The 15,619-nt window shown below is 34.4% G+C and carries 15 protein-coding genes and 1 pseudogene; 6 read left to right on the top strand and 10 right to left on the bottom strand.

Annotated elements, in window-relative coordinates; all coding sequences use genetic code 11:
- Positions 1–98 (top strand): annotated as a pseudogene (locus QLS31_RS06440) (IS1595 family transposase); the annotation flags it as partial.
- A 14-nt stretch (positions 99–112) separates the two neighbouring features.
- On the opposite strand, the gene QLS31_RS06435 reads toward QLS31_RS06440, so the two are convergent.
- From QLS31_RS06435 to glp, 10 genes are all read right to left on the bottom strand, one after another.
- Positions 113–391 (bottom strand): AAA family ATPase, encoded by a 279-nt coding sequence (locus QLS31_RS06435; protein WP_282743170.1) that lies wholly within the window; start codon positions 389–391, stop codon positions 113–115.
- Positions 388–1,479 (bottom strand): hypothetical protein, encoded by a 1,092-nt coding sequence (locus tag QLS31_RS06430; RefSeq protein ID WP_282743169.1) that lies wholly within the window; start codon positions 1,477–1,479, stop codon positions 388–390. The genes QLS31_RS06435 and QLS31_RS06430 overlap by 4 nt, the downstream gene beginning before the upstream one ends.
- A gap of 362 nt (positions 1,480–1,841) precedes the next feature.
- Entirely contained in the window at positions 1,842–2,849 is a 1,008-nt protein-coding gene (gene moaA / locus QLS31_RS06425; RefSeq protein ID WP_282743168.1) for a GTP 3',8-cyclase MoaA, read from the bottom strand.
- A complete protein-coding gene (gene moaCB, locus QLS31_RS06420) occupies positions 2,836–3,750 on the bottom strand; it encodes a bifunctional molybdenum cofactor biosynthesis protein MoaC/MoaB (RefSeq protein ID WP_282743167.1) in 915 nt (304 codons plus the stop codon). The genes moaA and moaCB overlap by 14 nt, the downstream gene beginning before the upstream one ends.
- A gap of 196 nt (positions 3,751–3,946) precedes the next feature.
- Positions 3,947–4,384, bottom strand: coding sequence for a molybdenum cofactor biosynthesis protein MoaE (locus QLS31_RS06415; protein WP_282743166.1), 438 nt, complete (start codon positions 4,382–4,384; stop codon positions 3,947–3,949).
- A gap of 19 nt (positions 4,385–4,403) precedes the next feature.
- Positions 4,404–5,483, bottom strand: a complete 1,080-nt coding sequence (locus QLS31_RS06410; RefSeq protein ID WP_282743165.1) for a HesA/MoeB/ThiF family protein — start codon at positions 5,481–5,483, stop codon at positions 4,404–4,406.
- Positions 5,484–5,524: 41 nt separating this feature from the next.
- The gene (locus QLS31_RS06405; RefSeq protein ID WP_282743164.1) at positions 5,525–5,761 is read right to left on the bottom strand and encodes a MoaD/ThiS family protein; all 237 of its coding nucleotides are present in this window, start codon (positions 5,759–5,761) and stop codon (positions 5,525–5,527) included.
- Positions 5,758–6,555, bottom strand: coding sequence for a uroporphyrinogen-III C-methyltransferase (gene cobA, locus QLS31_RS06400; protein ID WP_282743163.1), 798 nt, complete (start codon positions 6,553–6,555; stop codon positions 5,758–5,760). The genes QLS31_RS06405 and cobA overlap by 4 nt, the downstream gene beginning before the upstream one ends.
- Positions 6,552–7,124: a molybdenum cofactor guanylyltransferase gene (locus tag QLS31_RS06395; RefSeq protein ID WP_282743162.1), complete on the bottom strand. Its 573-nt coding sequence runs from the start codon at positions 7,122–7,124 to the stop codon at positions 6,552–6,554. The genes cobA and QLS31_RS06395 overlap by 4 nt, the downstream gene beginning before the upstream one ends.
- A gap of 183 nt (positions 7,125–7,307) precedes the next feature.
- On the bottom strand, positions 7,308–8,480 hold the full coding sequence (glp, locus tag QLS31_RS06390; RefSeq protein WP_282743161.1) for a gephyrin-like molybdotransferase Glp: 1,173 nt from the start codon (positions 8,478–8,480) through the stop codon (positions 7,308–7,310).
- Between the two features lie 327 nt (positions 8,481–8,807).
- Here glp and QLS31_RS06385 point away from each other — a divergent pair, with 327 nt between their 5' ends.
- The 5 genes from QLS31_RS06385 (at position 8,808) to QLS31_RS06360 (ending at position 15,617) form a co-directional block, all read left to right on the top strand.
- Positions 8,808–9,227 carry a helix-turn-helix domain-containing protein gene (locus tag QLS31_RS06385; protein ID WP_099713664.1) on the top strand — a complete coding sequence of 140 codons (420 nt, stop codon included), beginning with the start codon at positions 8,808–8,810 and terminating at the stop codon, positions 9,225–9,227.
- A 102-nt stretch (positions 9,228–9,329) separates the two neighbouring features.
- Positions 9,330–10,709, top strand: a complete 1,380-nt coding sequence (locus QLS31_RS06380) for a porin (RefSeq protein ID WP_282743160.1) — start codon at positions 9,330–9,332, stop codon at positions 10,707–10,709.
- 21 nt (positions 10,710–10,730) lie between these two features.
- Positions 10,731–12,266, top strand: a complete 1,536-nt coding sequence (locus QLS31_RS06375) for an MFS transporter (protein WP_282743159.1) — start codon at positions 10,731–10,733, stop codon at positions 12,264–12,266.
- A gap of 99 nt (positions 12,267–12,365) precedes the next feature.
- Entirely contained in the window at positions 12,366–12,593 is a 228-nt protein-coding gene (locus tag QLS31_RS06370) for a DUF6814 family protein (RefSeq protein ID WP_282743158.1), read from the top strand.
- A gap of 318 nt (positions 12,594–12,911) precedes the next feature.
- Complete coding sequence (locus tag QLS31_RS06360) at positions 12,912–15,617, top strand: sensor histidine kinase (protein WP_282743156.1); 2,706 nt, start codon at positions 12,912–12,914, stop codon at positions 15,615–15,617.
- Positions 15,618–15,619: the final 2 nt, after the last annotated feature.

The raw sequence follows: 15,619 nt of genomic DNA, 5'->3' as shown, positions 1-15,619 counted from the left end.
AATTATACCTAAACGAGTTCGTTTACAAGCTTAACAGACGGTATTTTGAGGAAAAATTATTCGATAGGCTAGTAATAGCAAGTATTACAGGATTATGACTAAAAACGGACAATCAATCATCTTTTCTAACAAATGTATATTCAATATTTTCGTTATTTTTTTTAATAGTTATATCAAGTCTTGTGAAGATATTTTCTGATAATATTTTTATGAGTTTAGTTTTATTATCGTTAATGCCAAAAGTGAATAATATTAATTGAATTAAAGTACTTTTACCAGCTGTATTAGCTCCATATATTACATTTAGCTTTTTGCCAAATTCGGCAAGAAAACTTTTGTTATTAACTTCACTATGAATAAAAATTTTATTTATGTTTAAATATGTTTTCATTTTTGCATAAGTATTAGAAAGTAGCCAGCAGAAATGGATGCTTTAAGCTGAAGTTGGTTTAAAGTTGAATTATGTTCTTTTAAAAAAATATTATACAATTCCTTTATACAAAGTACGTCACTAGTAAACGTTGTAAAAATACTTTTTTTACTTTCTATAAATCGAATTATTTTTTGGTGTTCTCCTTGTTTTAAGTCTTTAAATTCATCTAAACTATTTTCAAAATCAAGTTCAAATGACATTGCATCAAAGACATTTATTGAAAGTTCATCACATATTTTATCAGCTCTTTTTCTGCAAAAATCTAAAGCTAACTTTTTTGTTGTTAGGATGTTTAGAATTTTTTCAATTTCGGAAGACTCAATTTTTTTATGTTTATCACTTAATTTCGGAATATCACCTTGATTGTATGTACTTTCTATTTTTTTTAAATGAAAAATTAATGTATCTCTAGCAGCTGTATGATCAATTATTTTGTTTCCAAATACTGTTTTAAATTTTCCAGTAAGTAATTCTAGTTGGGATTTTGTATTTCTTCCTAAATCAATAAACGTGAAATTTAAATTGTCGAAATGCAAAACTTGATTTTTATCAAAAGTAATTTTTGGATTTCCTTTTTTCAATGCATTTTGGCAATCATTTACTAAATTTAAATAGGAAACAGTTTCTGTTGTTTCATTTACTAAAAATTTTTTAGTTTTATTTTCAGATAAACATTTATAATCAAGCGAAATTGTATTATTTGTTATAAAGTATTGTGATTGACTGTAATCTTTAGTTTTGGGAAAACTATCTTTAATTATTTCAATCCCAGATTTAGTAATTTTATCGATTATTTCATAAACAGAATTCGTAGTCCAAATAGTTCCTGATTTTTTTGCTTGATATGTTGTGATTTCGGAAAGTTCTCCCGTAGAATTTAGAAAACCAAAAACAATATCATCATAATGTTCGAGCATAATAAAATACTCTTGGTTTTTTAAACTATTATATTTTTCAAGAAAAACATAAATGCAGGTGTTTCTTTGAAAGTCAAAACCAACATTGGCTTGAACCCCTGAATTACTATCTATTTTTCCTTTTGCCATTTAATATTTTTATTATTTGCTCATTAGAATGTGTAATTTTCTCGGTTTCAGGCGGTATTACAGCTAACCAGTATATAGGCCTGACGTTATCATACTTATCACCCCTAAATTGGGTAGATAAGTCTTATTAGAATCAGTGTTTACTTATTTTCAAATATATAACTTATTACCGAAAAATCTGATAAATCAGCTTTGATAATTAACTTATTTTCAAAAATAATACCTTCTTACTTGTAAACTTTACAGGAAACCGCATTCACTTTCTTTTTTGCGCAAAAGCCCTAGCCCCGGTAGCAGTGAAAAACGGGTTGCAACGAATAACAGGAATAGCTCCCAATAATAATAATAATAATAATGAAGTATTAACCCCCAATAGCAATCATGCTGCGGTTGTCTTGATTCAAAGCGGGATTGTTTACATCCTCGATTGTAGTCATTCCTGCGCGTACTTTCTTTTTGTTTTTAATGGCAAAAGCAATCAAGTCTTCTATCGCTTCGCCATTTCTGAAAGGCGTCAGTAAATCTGTTTCGGAGTTGGAGAACAGACAGTTTTTAATTTTCCCGTTGGCTGTAAGGCGAATTCTGTTGCAACCGTCACAAAAGGGATTGGTTATCGAACTGATAATCCCAAAACTTCCCAAGTAGTTTTTTATTTTGAATTCTCTGGCAGTGAAATTTTTTTCATCTTCTAATTTCTCTACATCCGATTCTGGGAAATGATGTTGCACCTGATCAAGAATTTCCTTTTGAGAAACCATTTTGCTCTTGTCCCACTCATTTCCTGCAAAAGGCATGAATTCTATAAACCGAATCGAAATGGGTAAAAATTGGGTGAGTTTTATAAAATCAATGATTTCATCGTCATTGAATCCTTTAATTAAAACCACATTTACCTTGATTTTGAAATCATTGTTCAGCAATAAATGCAGATTATCAATTACACTCTGAAACTGGTTTCTAAGCGTAATCGAATGAAATTTTGAAGCTACCAAAGTATCTAAACTCAAGTTGATTTTTTTGACTTTAAACTGCTTTAGAACGTCAATATGTTTGTCAATCAGAATTCCGTTTGTAGTAATGGAAATCTCGGTTTTGAGCGACCCTAGTTTGGCGATTATTTCAGGAAAATCTTTTCGCAACAACGGTTCTCCGCCGGTCAATCTTATTTTGTCAACACCATTATTGACGAATGTTTGGGCGATGGCGTGAATTTCGTCAGCCGTCATCAAGCTCGCTTTTGGACTTAATACAATTCCATCGGCAGGCATGCAATAGGTACAACGCAAATTGCATTTCTCAATTAGAGAAATACGCAAATAGTTGTGTTTACGTCCAAAATCATCCGTTAAAACAGCGTTATTTGGTGTCATGATTATTGCCTTTTAAAATATGAAAAACATGCAGCACATGAGGAAATATGGCGTCCATAGATTCCTTTGCGCCATTGGTTGAACCCGGCAAAGCCAGTACCAACGAATTGCCTAAAGTTCCCGCCACGGTTCTGGAAAGCATGGAATACGGCATGCGCTGTTGCCCGTAATTGCGTATGGCTTCCTCAATTCCCGGAATTCTGGTTTCTAATAACGGTTCCAGTGCTTGCGGCGTAACATCTCTTGGCGAAAGCCCGGTTCCTCCTGTAAAAATGATCAATTGATTTTCTTTTGCGAAAGCTTTAGTTCGCTCTTGAATCACATCTATTTCATCTGGTATGATTTCGTAATGTGTCGTTTCCACGCCGCTAATTTCCAGTTTTTCGACAATTATTTTACCGGAACGATCTTGTTTATCTCCCGCAAAAATAGAATCGGAACAAACAAAAACCGCCGCTGTAATTGCGGATGGAAATCTATTTTTGAAAGACGATTTTCCGCCTTCTTTATTGATTAATTTTATCGTCGAAATCTCGATATTTTTGTCAATTGGTTTCAGCATATCATACATCGTAAGTGCCACAATCGAAGCGCCGTGCATCGCCTCGACCTCAACTCCGGTTTTATAAACCGTTTTCACATTGAAAATAACATCAATGCTCAATTCGTTGATTTCGTATGCTACCGATGTAAATTCAATTGGAATAGGATGACAATCCGGAATGGATAAATGCGTGTTTTTCACCGCAAATAACCCGGCAGTTTTTGCCATTTCCAGCACGTTCCCTTTTGGCACCAGATTATTCACAACGGCGTCAATAGTTTCTTGCTTGCTGACTATAACTGTTGCTTGAGCTGTTGCGGTGCGGAGCGTACTTATTTTATGTGTGATATCAACCATTTTTTTTAAAATGTTTAAAGTTTAAAGTTTCAGGTTAAATCTGATAACGACTAATTATAGAAACTACGAACTACTTTTTAATTTTTTTGTACTTTAAAATGTTTAAGCCAATCATTAAAGACAATCGCTATCGACAACGGAAATTATGACTTTCGCCTTTAAGACCTTCGACTCAGTTACTTTATGACTTTTATTACTACAAACTATTTTTCTTCCAGGTAAAAGTACTATTTTCAAATATTTCTTTACCAAAAATAGGCACATCAGTTTTTATCCAATTCACAATCGTTTCCGTAGCTTCATACACTTGCTTTCTTCTCGTTGCCGAAACAAAGACAAACAAACAGATTTCTCCGACTTTCACCGTACCCAAACTGTGATAAATGTGCATGCAAATCAAATCGAATTGTGCGAACGCTTTCTCTCTAATCACGCTCAGTGCTTCGTCTGCCATTTCCTCATAAGCAGTATAATCAATTGCTGCTACGGTCTGACTGTCAATCACATCGGCTCTGACTTGACCCAAAAAAATATTGTGTGCTCCAATAGTGGTTTTCGATTGGTGTTTGGCAATCGACTGCCCTATAAATTCCGAAGAAATGGGTCCTTGAATGAAAACAGTTTTCTTACTCATGATTTTATTTTATTAATACTTACAAAGTCTCCAAAACCTTGTAGACATCTATTTTATCTAATGCTTTAGCGCCACCGGCAATACTTTTGGCATTCGCAAAATTATTATTTATAAGAATCTCCACTGCTTTTTTACTTCTAATTCCGGATTGGCAAAAAACAAGTAATGTCGCATTCGGTTCCAGTTGATGCAATTCAGATTCTAAATGGTCTAACGGAATTTGAATCCCATTTTTGATTGTTATTTTTGGGTATTCATCAGCATTTCGAACATCCAGAAAAAGAACTTCCGGATGATGCATTTGTTCCAATGCAAGAGCAGCACTAATTTCAATAGTTGCAGTTTCAACTGAGCTATATTTATTTTCAAAAGCTAGTAAATCAATAGTATGCGGCGCTTTTTTTGAAAACTCAAACTTCTGTTGTTCGTTATTCAACATATTATAAACCAGTAATTTTCCAGACAACAAATCTCCTATTCCCAAAACCATTTTCAATACTTCATTTGCTTGAAACATACCGATGATTCCCACCGATATTCCCATAACACCTGCATCATTACAGTTCTTAACCTCATTGGATTCATCAGGAAATAAACAGCGGTATGTAGGTCCGTTTTCATAATTAAAAACAGAAACCTGCCCTTCAAATTTATAAATAGAGCCGTAAACAAAAGGTTTGTTAGTTACACCACATGCATCATTAATCAAATATTTAGTATCCAGATTATCCGTCGCATCGACTATAATATCATATTGTTCGAATAACAAAATTGCATTTTTCGAATCTAATTTTTTAGTGATTGCGTTTATTTTTATCGAAGGATTGAGTTCCAAAGCCATAGCTTTTGCTTCGAGAACTTTACTTTTTCCCACGGAACTGCTTTTGTAAATCACTTGTCGTTGCAAGTTGGTCACTTCGATTCTATCATCGTCAATAATACCAATTTCCCCTATTCCGGCTGCAGCCAAATACGGTAAAACAGCCACACCCAATCCACCTGCGCCAATAATTAAGACTTTGGCTTGCTGCAGTTTTTGTTGCCCATCAATTCCTACTTCAGAAAGTATAATTTGTCGGTTGTATCGTGCTGTTTCCATAATCTTAGTCTTTTATAATTCCCCTTTAGGGGTTAGGGGTACTATCCTCCGGCAAATGGCGGTAATAAAGCTACAATATCGTTACTTTTTAGAATATAACTGGAAGTATCTTGCATTATTTTTTGATTAATCGCTATGCTAAATGAAAGTAAATCCAATTCGTATTTATATTTCAATATAGACAATAAATCCTTTAAAGGCATATTCGAAAAAGAAAATTCTTCTCCTTGACTTTTTGTTTTCTCGGCTATGGCGCCAAAATATTTAACCGCTATCATGACATTACATTTAAATTTTGAAAAATAAACTCATCTTCTAAATTCTCCTCTTGAAAATAAGCTATTAATTTTGAAGCATTTCGCACCACTTCACCAATGACGATAATTGCAGGAGAGGAAAGTTGGTGTTCTTCCACTAATTGCGCAATAGAACTTATGGTTCCCACCACTTTTTTCTCCGTGTCTTTCGTTCCGTTTTGAATGATGGCAACCGGTAAATCATCGGTTCTGTTGTTTTGATAAATCGAAATAATTTCGTCCAATTTATTCATACCCATTAATATCACCACTGTTGCTGAGGATTGTGATGCCAAAGCCACGTCTTTAGACAACTTATGATCCGAAGTAGTTCCGGTAATTACCCAAAAACTTTCAGCAATTTTTCGTTGTGTCAAACTGATTCCATTAGATGCAGGAACGCCTAAAGCCGATGAAATTCCGGGAACAATTGCGGTTTCCAAATCAAATTTTTCAGCATATCCAATCTCTTCGCTTCCTCTTCCAAAAACAAATGGATCGCCGCCTTTCAATCGAACAACATGACCAAAACGTTTTGCCATCGACACAATCAATTCATTAATTTGATCCTGACTGTACGCGTGACACCCAAAACGTTTCCCCACAAAAATAATTTCTGCATGCGTAGCATATTGCAATAATTCTTCATTTACAAGGGCGTCATACAAAACAACATCAGCACTTTCCAGCGCTTTGATTGCTTTTAAAGTAATCAACTCTACATCTCCGGGGCCCGCCCCAACGATTGTCAATTTTGGTGTATTTGAATTTTTCATTTTAACTGGGATAAATTGGTATTCAATTCGTTCAACTCGGCAACAGAATTTATATTTTTAAACAAGTGTCTTTTGGCATCCGTAATCGGAATCAATTGATGTTTTACATTTGAAATGAAGCGCATCATTTTCAAATCATTTACATCAATTGCCTCTTTTAAAACAGGTAGTATTCTTTTTGAATATATTCCTATCAAAGGATGAATCCGATTTGTATCTTCAAAAACAGAAACATCAAAATTTGTACCATGCTTTTCAATCAACTCCAATAGTATTTCGCTAGAAATCAATGGAATGTCACAACTCAATATCAAATTCATCTCTGTTTCTGAATGAACCAGCGCGGTATATATTCCACCCAAAGGTCCTTTATCAACTACTATATCTTTTATTTTCTTGTATGCTAAATAATCATAATCGTTTGTATTCGTAATCAATTGAATGTTACTCGATATTTGCAAAACCGCTTCAATAATATGCTCGATAAAAGGTTTGTTTTGGTACAATACCAATCCTTTCTCCGACTGCATTCGGCTACTTTTCCCTCCACAAAGAATTGATACTTGCATTTTTTTTATTTTTAAAGAGATGAAAAAACTTAGAAACAAGAAGCATGATTATGATGCTGCTTTTAAAACTAAACCATCAATCTTAATTTATTTCTATCTTTTCTCTTGTTTCTTGCTTCAAACTATATTCTTCTTAACCTAATCAATCAACTTTACACTCCTTACTAGGATTATTATTTTCTATCAATAAAGCGGTATAACCTGTACTTCCTGATCTTTTGCAATATCTATCACATCATAAGGCAAATAAATTAAAGCATTTGCTGTTGCAAAAGTGTTTAACATCGCTGAACTTTGACTCTCCAGAATAGTAACTTTTTCATCGTCATACAATCCTTTCAAGAACAGTGATTTTCCGGATGTGTTTTCAAACGGAACCGTAATTTTCCGTTTAATTTTTGGCAAATAAATAGCTTCAAAACCCATACTTATTTTTAGCGCCGGATGAACGTAAATATAAAAACCGGTCAATGTTGACGCTGGATTTCCAGGCAATGCAAAAACTATTGTTTTGTCTTTTTTTCCAAAAAACAAAGGTTTTCCCGGTTTCTGATTGATTTTATAAAACAACTCTTCTACTCCATTTGACAAAAGTGCCTCTTTTACAAAATCATAATCCCCAACCGAAATTCCGCCAGAAACCAAGACCACATCAAACGCAGAAAGAGAGCTTTTCAACACTCTTTTTGTCGCTTTCAGATTATCCTTCACACGGAACATTTCTATTTTCTTAATCCCAATTCCCTGCAAAGCGGATTGAAGCATAATCGAATTACTTTCGTAAATCTTTCCTTGAGCTAATTTTCTTCCGGCTTTCACCAATTCGTTTCCCGTGACTACAATGGCAACTTTTGGTTTGGCATAAACTGTAATTTCCGTGATTCCCAAACAAGCTAAAAAACCAATAGCAGCAGGAGTAATCAAAGTATTCTTTTCTAATACGAGTTCGTTTTCTTTGATTTGCTCGCCTTTATTTCTGACATTGGCAAAACGAACAGGCATTTTAGTTATTTCAACCGTTTTATTTTTAACCGCAGTATGTTCCTGCATCACAACCGTATCCAAATCATCAGGAACGTAAGCCCCCGTAAATATGCGAATCGCCTGATTTTCCTTTATTTTTTTATTCGAAAAATCACCTGCCTGCGAAGTGCTTACTACATCCAATTGCTGCAATTCACTATGTATAAAAGCGTAACCGTCCATCGCTGATTGCCTGAAAGGCGGCATATCCATTGGCGAATAAATTGTTTCCGCCAAGATAAAACCAAGTGATTTTGCCACTTTAATTTTTCTGATGGGCATCTTGCAACTATTCTTTGCAATTATCGATAAGGCTTCTTCGACTTGTACCATAACACTTTTCAAAAATAAGTATAAATACTTATTACAAATATAAGTATTTATATCTAGTTTGATTGTTTTTTATAAAAAAAATTTATAACAAAAATTTCATACCATCAAGTTAATCAACACAAAACAAAAGATACTATTGCAAACAAAGTGATTTTAAAACACAATTGGAATTGTAAACAATCGCTTTATTTAAAAAAAGGCAAAATTTGTTAAACACACACATTTTTTTCAATAAAAATGCACCTTTAATAAATTTAAAACATTTTTTTTATATAATTCTCTTTTATATAGTTGCTAAATAGCTATATTTATGCAAAATTTATATATATGGAACTTTTAACGTGTCCGAAATGCCAAAGCAACCACATTATAAAAAGTGGTATAATCAACAGTAAACAAAGGTATTTATGTAAAAAATGCAATTATTTTTTTACGGTAAATAAAATAGGTAAAAAGATCGATGATTACTATGTAACCAAAGCATTACAGCTCTATCTCGAAGGCTTGAGTTTCCGTGAAATCGAGCGAATCATTGGGGTTTCCCACGTAACTGTAAGCAACTGGGTAAAGACATTTAACATCAAAAAACCATCTCACGCCAACTACCATCCTACTTATAAGATTTTTAGCCACTTAGAGCTGATAGAATATCTAAAAAATAAACAATTACTTTCCGGTGCAGGTATGATAATAACGGAACTTGGAGATAAGTTTATGCTTATAAAATGGGAAAGATTCAAAGATTAACTATATACCTTTACACATAAATATATCTAAATTTTTTTTCAGAATAAAATAATAGAATTTGGCACTTTATTAACCAACCACTTAATAACCAAAATTTTATTTATGAAAAAAATATTTTTTATAGCGGCAGTACTATTATTGTCCCTAAAAGGTTTTTCACAAGGCTCAATTGATTACGGTAGCGGAATGAAATTCAATTTGAACGAAGATGGTTCAAAATACATGCGATTCATTGCATGGAACCAAATATGGTTTCGTTCAAGCCAAATGAACCCCGGAACAATGATTGGAAATGAAGCGGCAACAACCGGAACCGACATTGGAAACAGACGTTTGCGTTTTCTTGCCTACTCTCAATTATCTAAAAGATACATGATTGTAACGCACTTTGGGATCAACAATCAAACCTTTACTAATGGTGGTGCAGCAGGAACTTCTGGAACTGGCGGATACGGTGCCGGAAAAAAACCAGGTTTATTTTTTCACGATGCTTGGAATGAATACGCATTAGTTTTACCTGAAAAAGACAAAAAATTCAGCTTATCTCTTGGTGGAGGATTGCATTATTACATGGGATTATCCAGAGCAACAATGGCTTCTACATTGAACTTTTTAACCATTGACGCGCCTATCTTCAACTGGCCGTTAATTGAAAATTCAGACCAGTTTGCCAGACAAATGGGTTTATTTGCTAAAGGAAAATATGGCAAATTAGAATACCGTTTGAGTTACAATAAACCATACGCTACAAATTTAGTTCCCACTAATGTAACTGCAGCAGATAATGCTGTAGCAGTTGATAACAGCGGAAATACAAAATGGTCAAAAGCAGGTTATTTCGAATATCAATTTTTAGATCAAGAAGCTAATTTACTGCCTTATAAAGTAGGAAGTTATCTTGGAACTAAAAAAGTATTCAACATAGGTGCTGGTTTTTACACTGCACCGGACGCAACCAAATCTTCGGTTAACAGCACTATTAGCAAACACAATATCAATCTTTTTGCTGCAGACGTTTTCCTTGATTTGCCTGTTGGGAAAAAAGAAAACAAAATGGCCGTTACCGGATACAGTGTTTTCTATGATTACGATTTTGGACCAAATTATTTACGTAATGTAGCCATTATGAATATTGGTTCTGTTGACCCAAACTTCACAGGAAACAGAGCATTAGCCGGACCAGGAAATGCACAAGCTACCATTGGATCGGGAAATATCTGGTACACACAAGCCGGAATTTTATTGCCAAGCAGAGTAGACAAACCTAAAATACGCGTACAACCTTTTGGAGCATTTACGTATAAAAATTTTGACGCTTTAGACAAGTCCAGCACCCAGTTTGACCTAGGAACCAACTTTTTCTTGGATGGACAACATGCTAAAATCACAGCTCAATATTCAACAAGACCCGTTTACACTACTCCGTCTTCTATCTCAGGATCAAAAGGGGAATTCGTAGTGCAACTTCAAATCTATCTATAAACTAATTTAAAAATATAATTTATGAGTACTAAATCAACAAAAGGTATTTGGAAAGTCATTTCCGCATCCTCAATGGGTACAATGATCGAATGGTATGATTTCTACATCTTTGGAAGTTTAGCCGTTGTAATTTCAACTAAATTTTTCCCTTCAGATAATCCCACAGCAGCCTTCTTGTCTACCTTGGCAACATTTGCAGCCGGATTCGTAGTTCGTCCTTTCGGAGCCCTTTTCTTCGGAAGATTAGGAGATTTAATTGGAAGAAAATATACGTTCATGGTTACGTTGTTATTAATGGGTGGAGCGACATTCCTGATAGGTTGTATCCCGAGTTATGAAACTATTGGATTTATGGCACCTTTATTAGTATTAATTCTTCGTTTGCTTCAAGGTCTTGCTTTGGGTGGTGAATATGGCGGAGCCGCGACGTATGTGGCTGAGCATGCTCCCATCGGACAAAGAGGATACTGGACTTCTTGGATTCAGACTACAGCAACGGTTGGTTTATTCATCTCTTTGATGGTGATTTTAGCCACGAGAAACATCCTTACACCAGAACAATTTGACGAATGGGGATGGAGAGTTCCGTTCTGGGTTTCTATCATCATGGTAGGAGTTTCGTATTTGATTCGTAAAAACATGGATGAATCTCCAGTTTTTGCTAAAGCGAAAAGCGAAGGAAAAACAAGTACAAACCCATTGAAAGAAAGTTTTGGAAATCGTTACAACTTAAAATTTGTATTGTTGGCTTTATTTGGAGCAACAATGGGACAAGGAGTTGTTTGGTACACTGGACAATTTTATGCAATGAGTTTCATGAAAACGGTAATGTCTATCGACTCCTCTCAAGTAGACACTTTGCTTGGGATTGCATTAATCCTTGGCACACCATTTTTCATCTTCTTTGGTTGGTTAAGTGATAAAGTAGGTAGAAAATACATTATGATGGGCGGAATGTTACTGGCTATTGTCTTGTACAGACCTATCTACAAGCAAATGTTCGAAACCACATCTGTAAAAAATAAAACCGAAATTGTAGCAAACACTAAAATTGTTGCTGAATTAAAGGAGAACAAGAAACAAACTATGGATTCTATCTATACGACTAACAAAGAGTATTCAGATGGAACGTCATTATTAGAAGTAAAAACGGTATCTTTAGAAAACGGTTCAGCTAAAGTTGTAGACGGAAAACCAAAAATAGAAACCAAGACAACTATTAAAATTAACTCCAGCGACAGATGGGCTTTGATATTTTTAGTATTTGTGCAAGTACTATTTGTAACTATGGTTTATGGTCCTATTGCTGCGTTCTTAGTTGAAATGTTCCCGGTAAAAATTAGATACACATCAATGTCATTGCCATATCACGTAGGAAATGGAATTTTTGGAGGGTTACTTCCCGCTATTTCAACCTATTTTGTGACCAATGCAAAAGACTTAGGTCATCCGGAGTTTTACCTTGAAGGCCTTTGGTATCCAATTGTTATAGCTGCAGTCAGCTTTGTTGTTGGAATGGTTTATATTAAAAATAAAGACAAAAACGCTCACGTATAAAAAACACAGCTATGAAATGAGCATTATTGTAATTGGGTTGCAAACTCCAATGATTATATGCGAATTACATATGACCGATAAATAAAAAAATAGCAACATATGAATCAGATAAAAAGAGTTTTAGGATTAGTTTGGATTGCGTTAGCTGCTGCTGCAGCGTATTTTTGCATCTTTACTTTTGGATTGCCAAAATTTATGTCAGGCAAACAAGAAGATTTAGTATTTGGAATTATCATCCTTTTTATACTCACACCATTAATTGTTTTAGGATTAGGAACCTTTGGGTATTACTCCTTAATGGGTGATTATGATGAAAAAAATAACTAACTGAATTCCACAATAGACAGTCTCTGCATGTATTTGCAGAGATTGTTTATTTTTAAATTAAAAACCCAGATTCAAAAATAGAATCTTTTAAAAAAAAGCATATCCCGCTGCAAAGCATACTGCATCTTCTTATGAAAAAGAGACACGAACAAAAGTTAGTTATTCTTTCAATGCTAATGCTATTAGCTTTGAACGTGCCACTCTTGCTGTTATTTGACAGTTCACAACCACTTTTTGGATTCCCAATCATCTACATTTATATCTTCTCGGCGTGGCTGTTTTCAATCGCCATATCGTACATAATCATAAAAAGATATTATGAATAGCATTGGACTCTTATTAATATTAGTGCTTTATTTGTCGATTCTTTTTTACATTGCCTATTGGTCCGAAAAAAGAAGCCATTCTAAATGGGCAAATAATCCTTACATCTATTCCTTTTCATTAGCCGTATATTGTACAGCCTGGACCTATTACGGTAGTATTGGCGTTGCTGCAGAATCCGGTTTAAGTTATTTACCCATTTATTTAGGTCCCATATTAATTATCCCCACATGGATGATTATCCTCAAGAGAATTATCCGAATTTCGAGAGTAAATAAGATTTCCAGTATTGCGGATTTTATTTCTTTACGATACGGAAACAGTAGATTTCTGGGAGCACTGGTAACCATAATTTGTATTTTTGGAATCTTACCATACATTTCCTTACAGCTAAAATCAATTTCAGACACCTTTCATATTGTCACAAAAACGCAGGCTAGTTCCAATATTTTTACGGATACAACCACTTATGTTTGCATAGCACTGGCTTTATTTGCTTCCTATTACGGAACAAAATATGTGGATGCCTCCGAGAAAAGACGCGGAATAGTAACCGCCGTAGCCATGGAATCCATCCTGAAGTTAGTATTCTTTTTGATCGTGGGTATTTATGTTACCTATTTTGTTTTTGATGGATTTGATGACATTTATCAAAAAGCTTCGGTTCTTAAAGATTTTGACAAAAAAAATACAATCGGCGGAATTACAAACGGAATCAACTGGTTTTTTCTATGTGTTCTATCCATGTTTGCTATATTCCTATTGCCAAGACAATTCCATACTGCTATTGTCGAAAACAATAAAGAAACACACATTCGAACAGCGATTTGGCTTTTTCCGTTATACCTGTTACTTTTTAACCTTTTTGTATTTCCAATTGCTTGGGGGGGCAACATCCTTTTTGAAGGCAAAGGTCATAATTCAGACACCTATTCCTTGCTGATACCTCAGCTTTTTGATAATAACGTACTAACTGTTTTAGTATTTCTGGGTGGGTTTTCGGCAGCCATTTCGATGATTATTGTATCTTCCATTGCCCTTGCCACCATGCTGAGTAACAACTTGTTGATTCCATATGGTTTCATTGGTTCACTGGAAAATTCTTCGCAGGAAAAGAACAGCAAACGTATTGTAAACAGTCGAAAAATAGGAATTTTTTCTCTTATCATTTTGGCGTATGCCATCTATAGAATTTTCATTTTGGATTATTCTCTAGTTTCTATAGGATTAGTTGCATTTGTCGTCATAGCGCAATTGGCTCCTTCATTTTTTGGTGCCATATTCTGGAGAAGAGGTTCAAAAAACGGTGCTGTAACCGGAATTATTCTTGGTTTTTTAACCTGTTTTTATACGCTTTTAATTCCTTATGCCATCGGAATTACAGCATCAACAAGCCTATTCATTCAAGAAGGGCCCTGGGGAATTGAACTTTTAAAACCTTTTCAGCTTTTTGGATTGGATTATTTAGAACCTATTCCACATGCTGTTTTTTGGAGTTTATTAATCAATTTGATGAGTTACTTGGCCGTTTCCGTAAGTTTCAAAGGCAATTACCGAGAACGCAATTATGCCGAAATGTTTGTGGATATTGACAAATACATTACCAATCACGAAAACGCTTTTGTATGGAAAGGAACTGCGTACATTTCAGATATTCAAAAAGTGTTGCAGCGATTTCTTGGTGAAGACCGAACAAAACGAGCTTTGACTATTTTCAATTTAAAATACAGCATCGATAAAAACATCACGACTGCCGATGCGCGATTTATAAAGTTTGCCGAGAATTTATTGACGGGACACATTGGTACGGCTTCCGCCAAAATATTAATATCGAGCGTCGTTAAGGAAGACAAAATCAGTTTGCCCGAGGTGTTGCGAATTTTGGAGGAATCCAAAGAAAACATCATTATCAATAAAAAGTTGACGGACACCTCAAATGAATTAAAAAAAATATCAGAACAATTAAAAAATGCCAATCAGGAACTGGTCAACAAAGACATTCAAAAAGATGAATTTCTAGATACGGTTACCCATGAATTGAGAACGCCAATAACAGCGATTCGTGCCGCAAGCGAGATTCTTCATGACGATGATGACATACCGGAAGAATTGAGAAAACAGTTTTTACAAAACATCATTTCGGAGTCCGATCGTTTGAATCGTTTGATTGATAAAATTCTGGATTTAGAAAAATTTGAAACTGGGAAACAAAAGATTTATTTGTCTAAAAACAACATCACAAAAACGATTAAAAAAACTTTATATTCCTTGAATCAATTAATTAAAAATAAAAACATTATTGTTGAATTCAAGGATTCCAACAAAGAAATAAGAGCTTTTTATGACGAAGAACGAATTGTTCAGGTGATTCATAATTTATTATCGAATGCCATAAAATTTTGTTCGGAAACAGACGGAAAAATAGCGCTTTCGATTCTTGAAAACGAAACCAATATAGAAGTCAAAATTCACAATAACGGGAAAATAATTAAAGAAGAAGATGCTGAAGCCATTTTTGATAAATTCTATCAATCGCGAAACCAGAATATTAAAAAACCAATAGGAAGCGGCTTAGGTTTAGCCATTTGCAAACAAATTATAGAACACCATAAAGGAAGTATTTGGAGTGAAAATAATGTAACTGACGGAGCCACTTTTATCTTTACGTTACCCAATTATAACACAACAGAAAATAGTTAAAA

Origin of the sequence: Flavobacterium sp. XS2P24 (assembly GCF_030010285.1) — a bacterium.
Lineage (GTDB): Bacteria > Bacteroidota > Bacteroidia > Flavobacteriales > Flavobacteriaceae > Flavobacterium > Flavobacterium algoritolerans.
The sequence above is the reverse complement of the archived record's forward strand: the minus strand, read 5'-3'. Positions and strand labels throughout refer to the sequence as shown.

What these genes read in the sequence shown, in the direction of transcription:
- QLS31_RS06435 (WP_282743170.1), bottom strand. Translation starts at nt 391, where the DNA reads ATGAAAACATATTTAAACATAAATAAAATTTTTATTCATAGTGAAGTT.
- QLS31_RS06430 (WP_282743169.1), bottom strand. Translation starts at nt 1,479, where the DNA reads ATGGCAAAAGGAAAAATAGATAGTAATTCAGGGGTTCAAGCCAATGTT.
- moaA (WP_282743168.1), bottom strand. Translation starts at nt 2,849, where the DNA reads ATGACACCAAATAACGCTGTTTTAACGGATGATTTTGGACGTAAACAC.
- moaCB (WP_282743167.1), bottom strand. Translation starts at nt 3,750, where the DNA reads ATGGTTGATATCACACATAAAATAAGTACGCTCCGCACCGCAACAGCT.
- QLS31_RS06415 (WP_282743166.1), bottom strand. Translation starts at nt 4,384, where the DNA reads ATGAGTAAGAAAACTGTTTTCATTCAAGGACCCATTTCTTCGGAATTT.
- QLS31_RS06410 (WP_282743165.1), bottom strand. Translation starts at nt 5,483, where the DNA reads ATGGAAACAGCACGATACAACCGACAAATTATACTTTCTGAAGTAGGA.
- QLS31_RS06405 (WP_282743164.1), bottom strand. Translation starts at nt 5,761, where the DNA reads ATGATAGCGGTTAAATATTTTGGCGCCATAGCCGAGAAAACAAAAAGT.
- cobA (WP_282743163.1), bottom strand. Translation starts at nt 6,555, where the DNA reads ATGAAAAATTCAAATACACCAAAATTGACAATCGTTGGGGCGGGCCCC.
- QLS31_RS06395 (WP_282743162.1), bottom strand. Translation starts at nt 7,124, where the DNA reads ATGCAAGTATCAATTCTTTGTGGAGGGAAAAGTAGCCGAATGCAGTCG.
- glp (WP_282743161.1), bottom strand. Translation starts at nt 8,480, where the DNA reads ATGGTACAAGTCGAAGAAGCCTTATCGATAATTGCAAAGAATAGTTGC.
- QLS31_RS06385 (WP_099713664.1), top strand. Translation starts at nt 8,808, where the DNA reads ATGGAACTTTTAACGTGTCCGAAATGCCAAAGCAACCACATTATAAAA.
- QLS31_RS06380 (WP_282743160.1), top strand. Translation starts at nt 9,330, where the DNA reads ATGAAAAAAATATTTTTTATAGCGGCAGTACTATTATTGTCCCTAAAA.
- QLS31_RS06375 (WP_282743159.1), top strand. Translation starts at nt 10,731, where the DNA reads ATGAGTACTAAATCAACAAAAGGTATTTGGAAAGTCATTTCCGCATCC.
- QLS31_RS06370 (WP_282743158.1), top strand. Translation starts at nt 12,366, where the DNA reads ATGAATCAGATAAAAAGAGTTTTAGGATTAGTTTGGATTGCGTTAGCT.
- QLS31_RS06360 (WP_282743156.1), top strand. Translation starts at nt 12,912, where the DNA reads ATGAATAGCATTGGACTCTTATTAATATTAGTGCTTTATTTGTCGATT.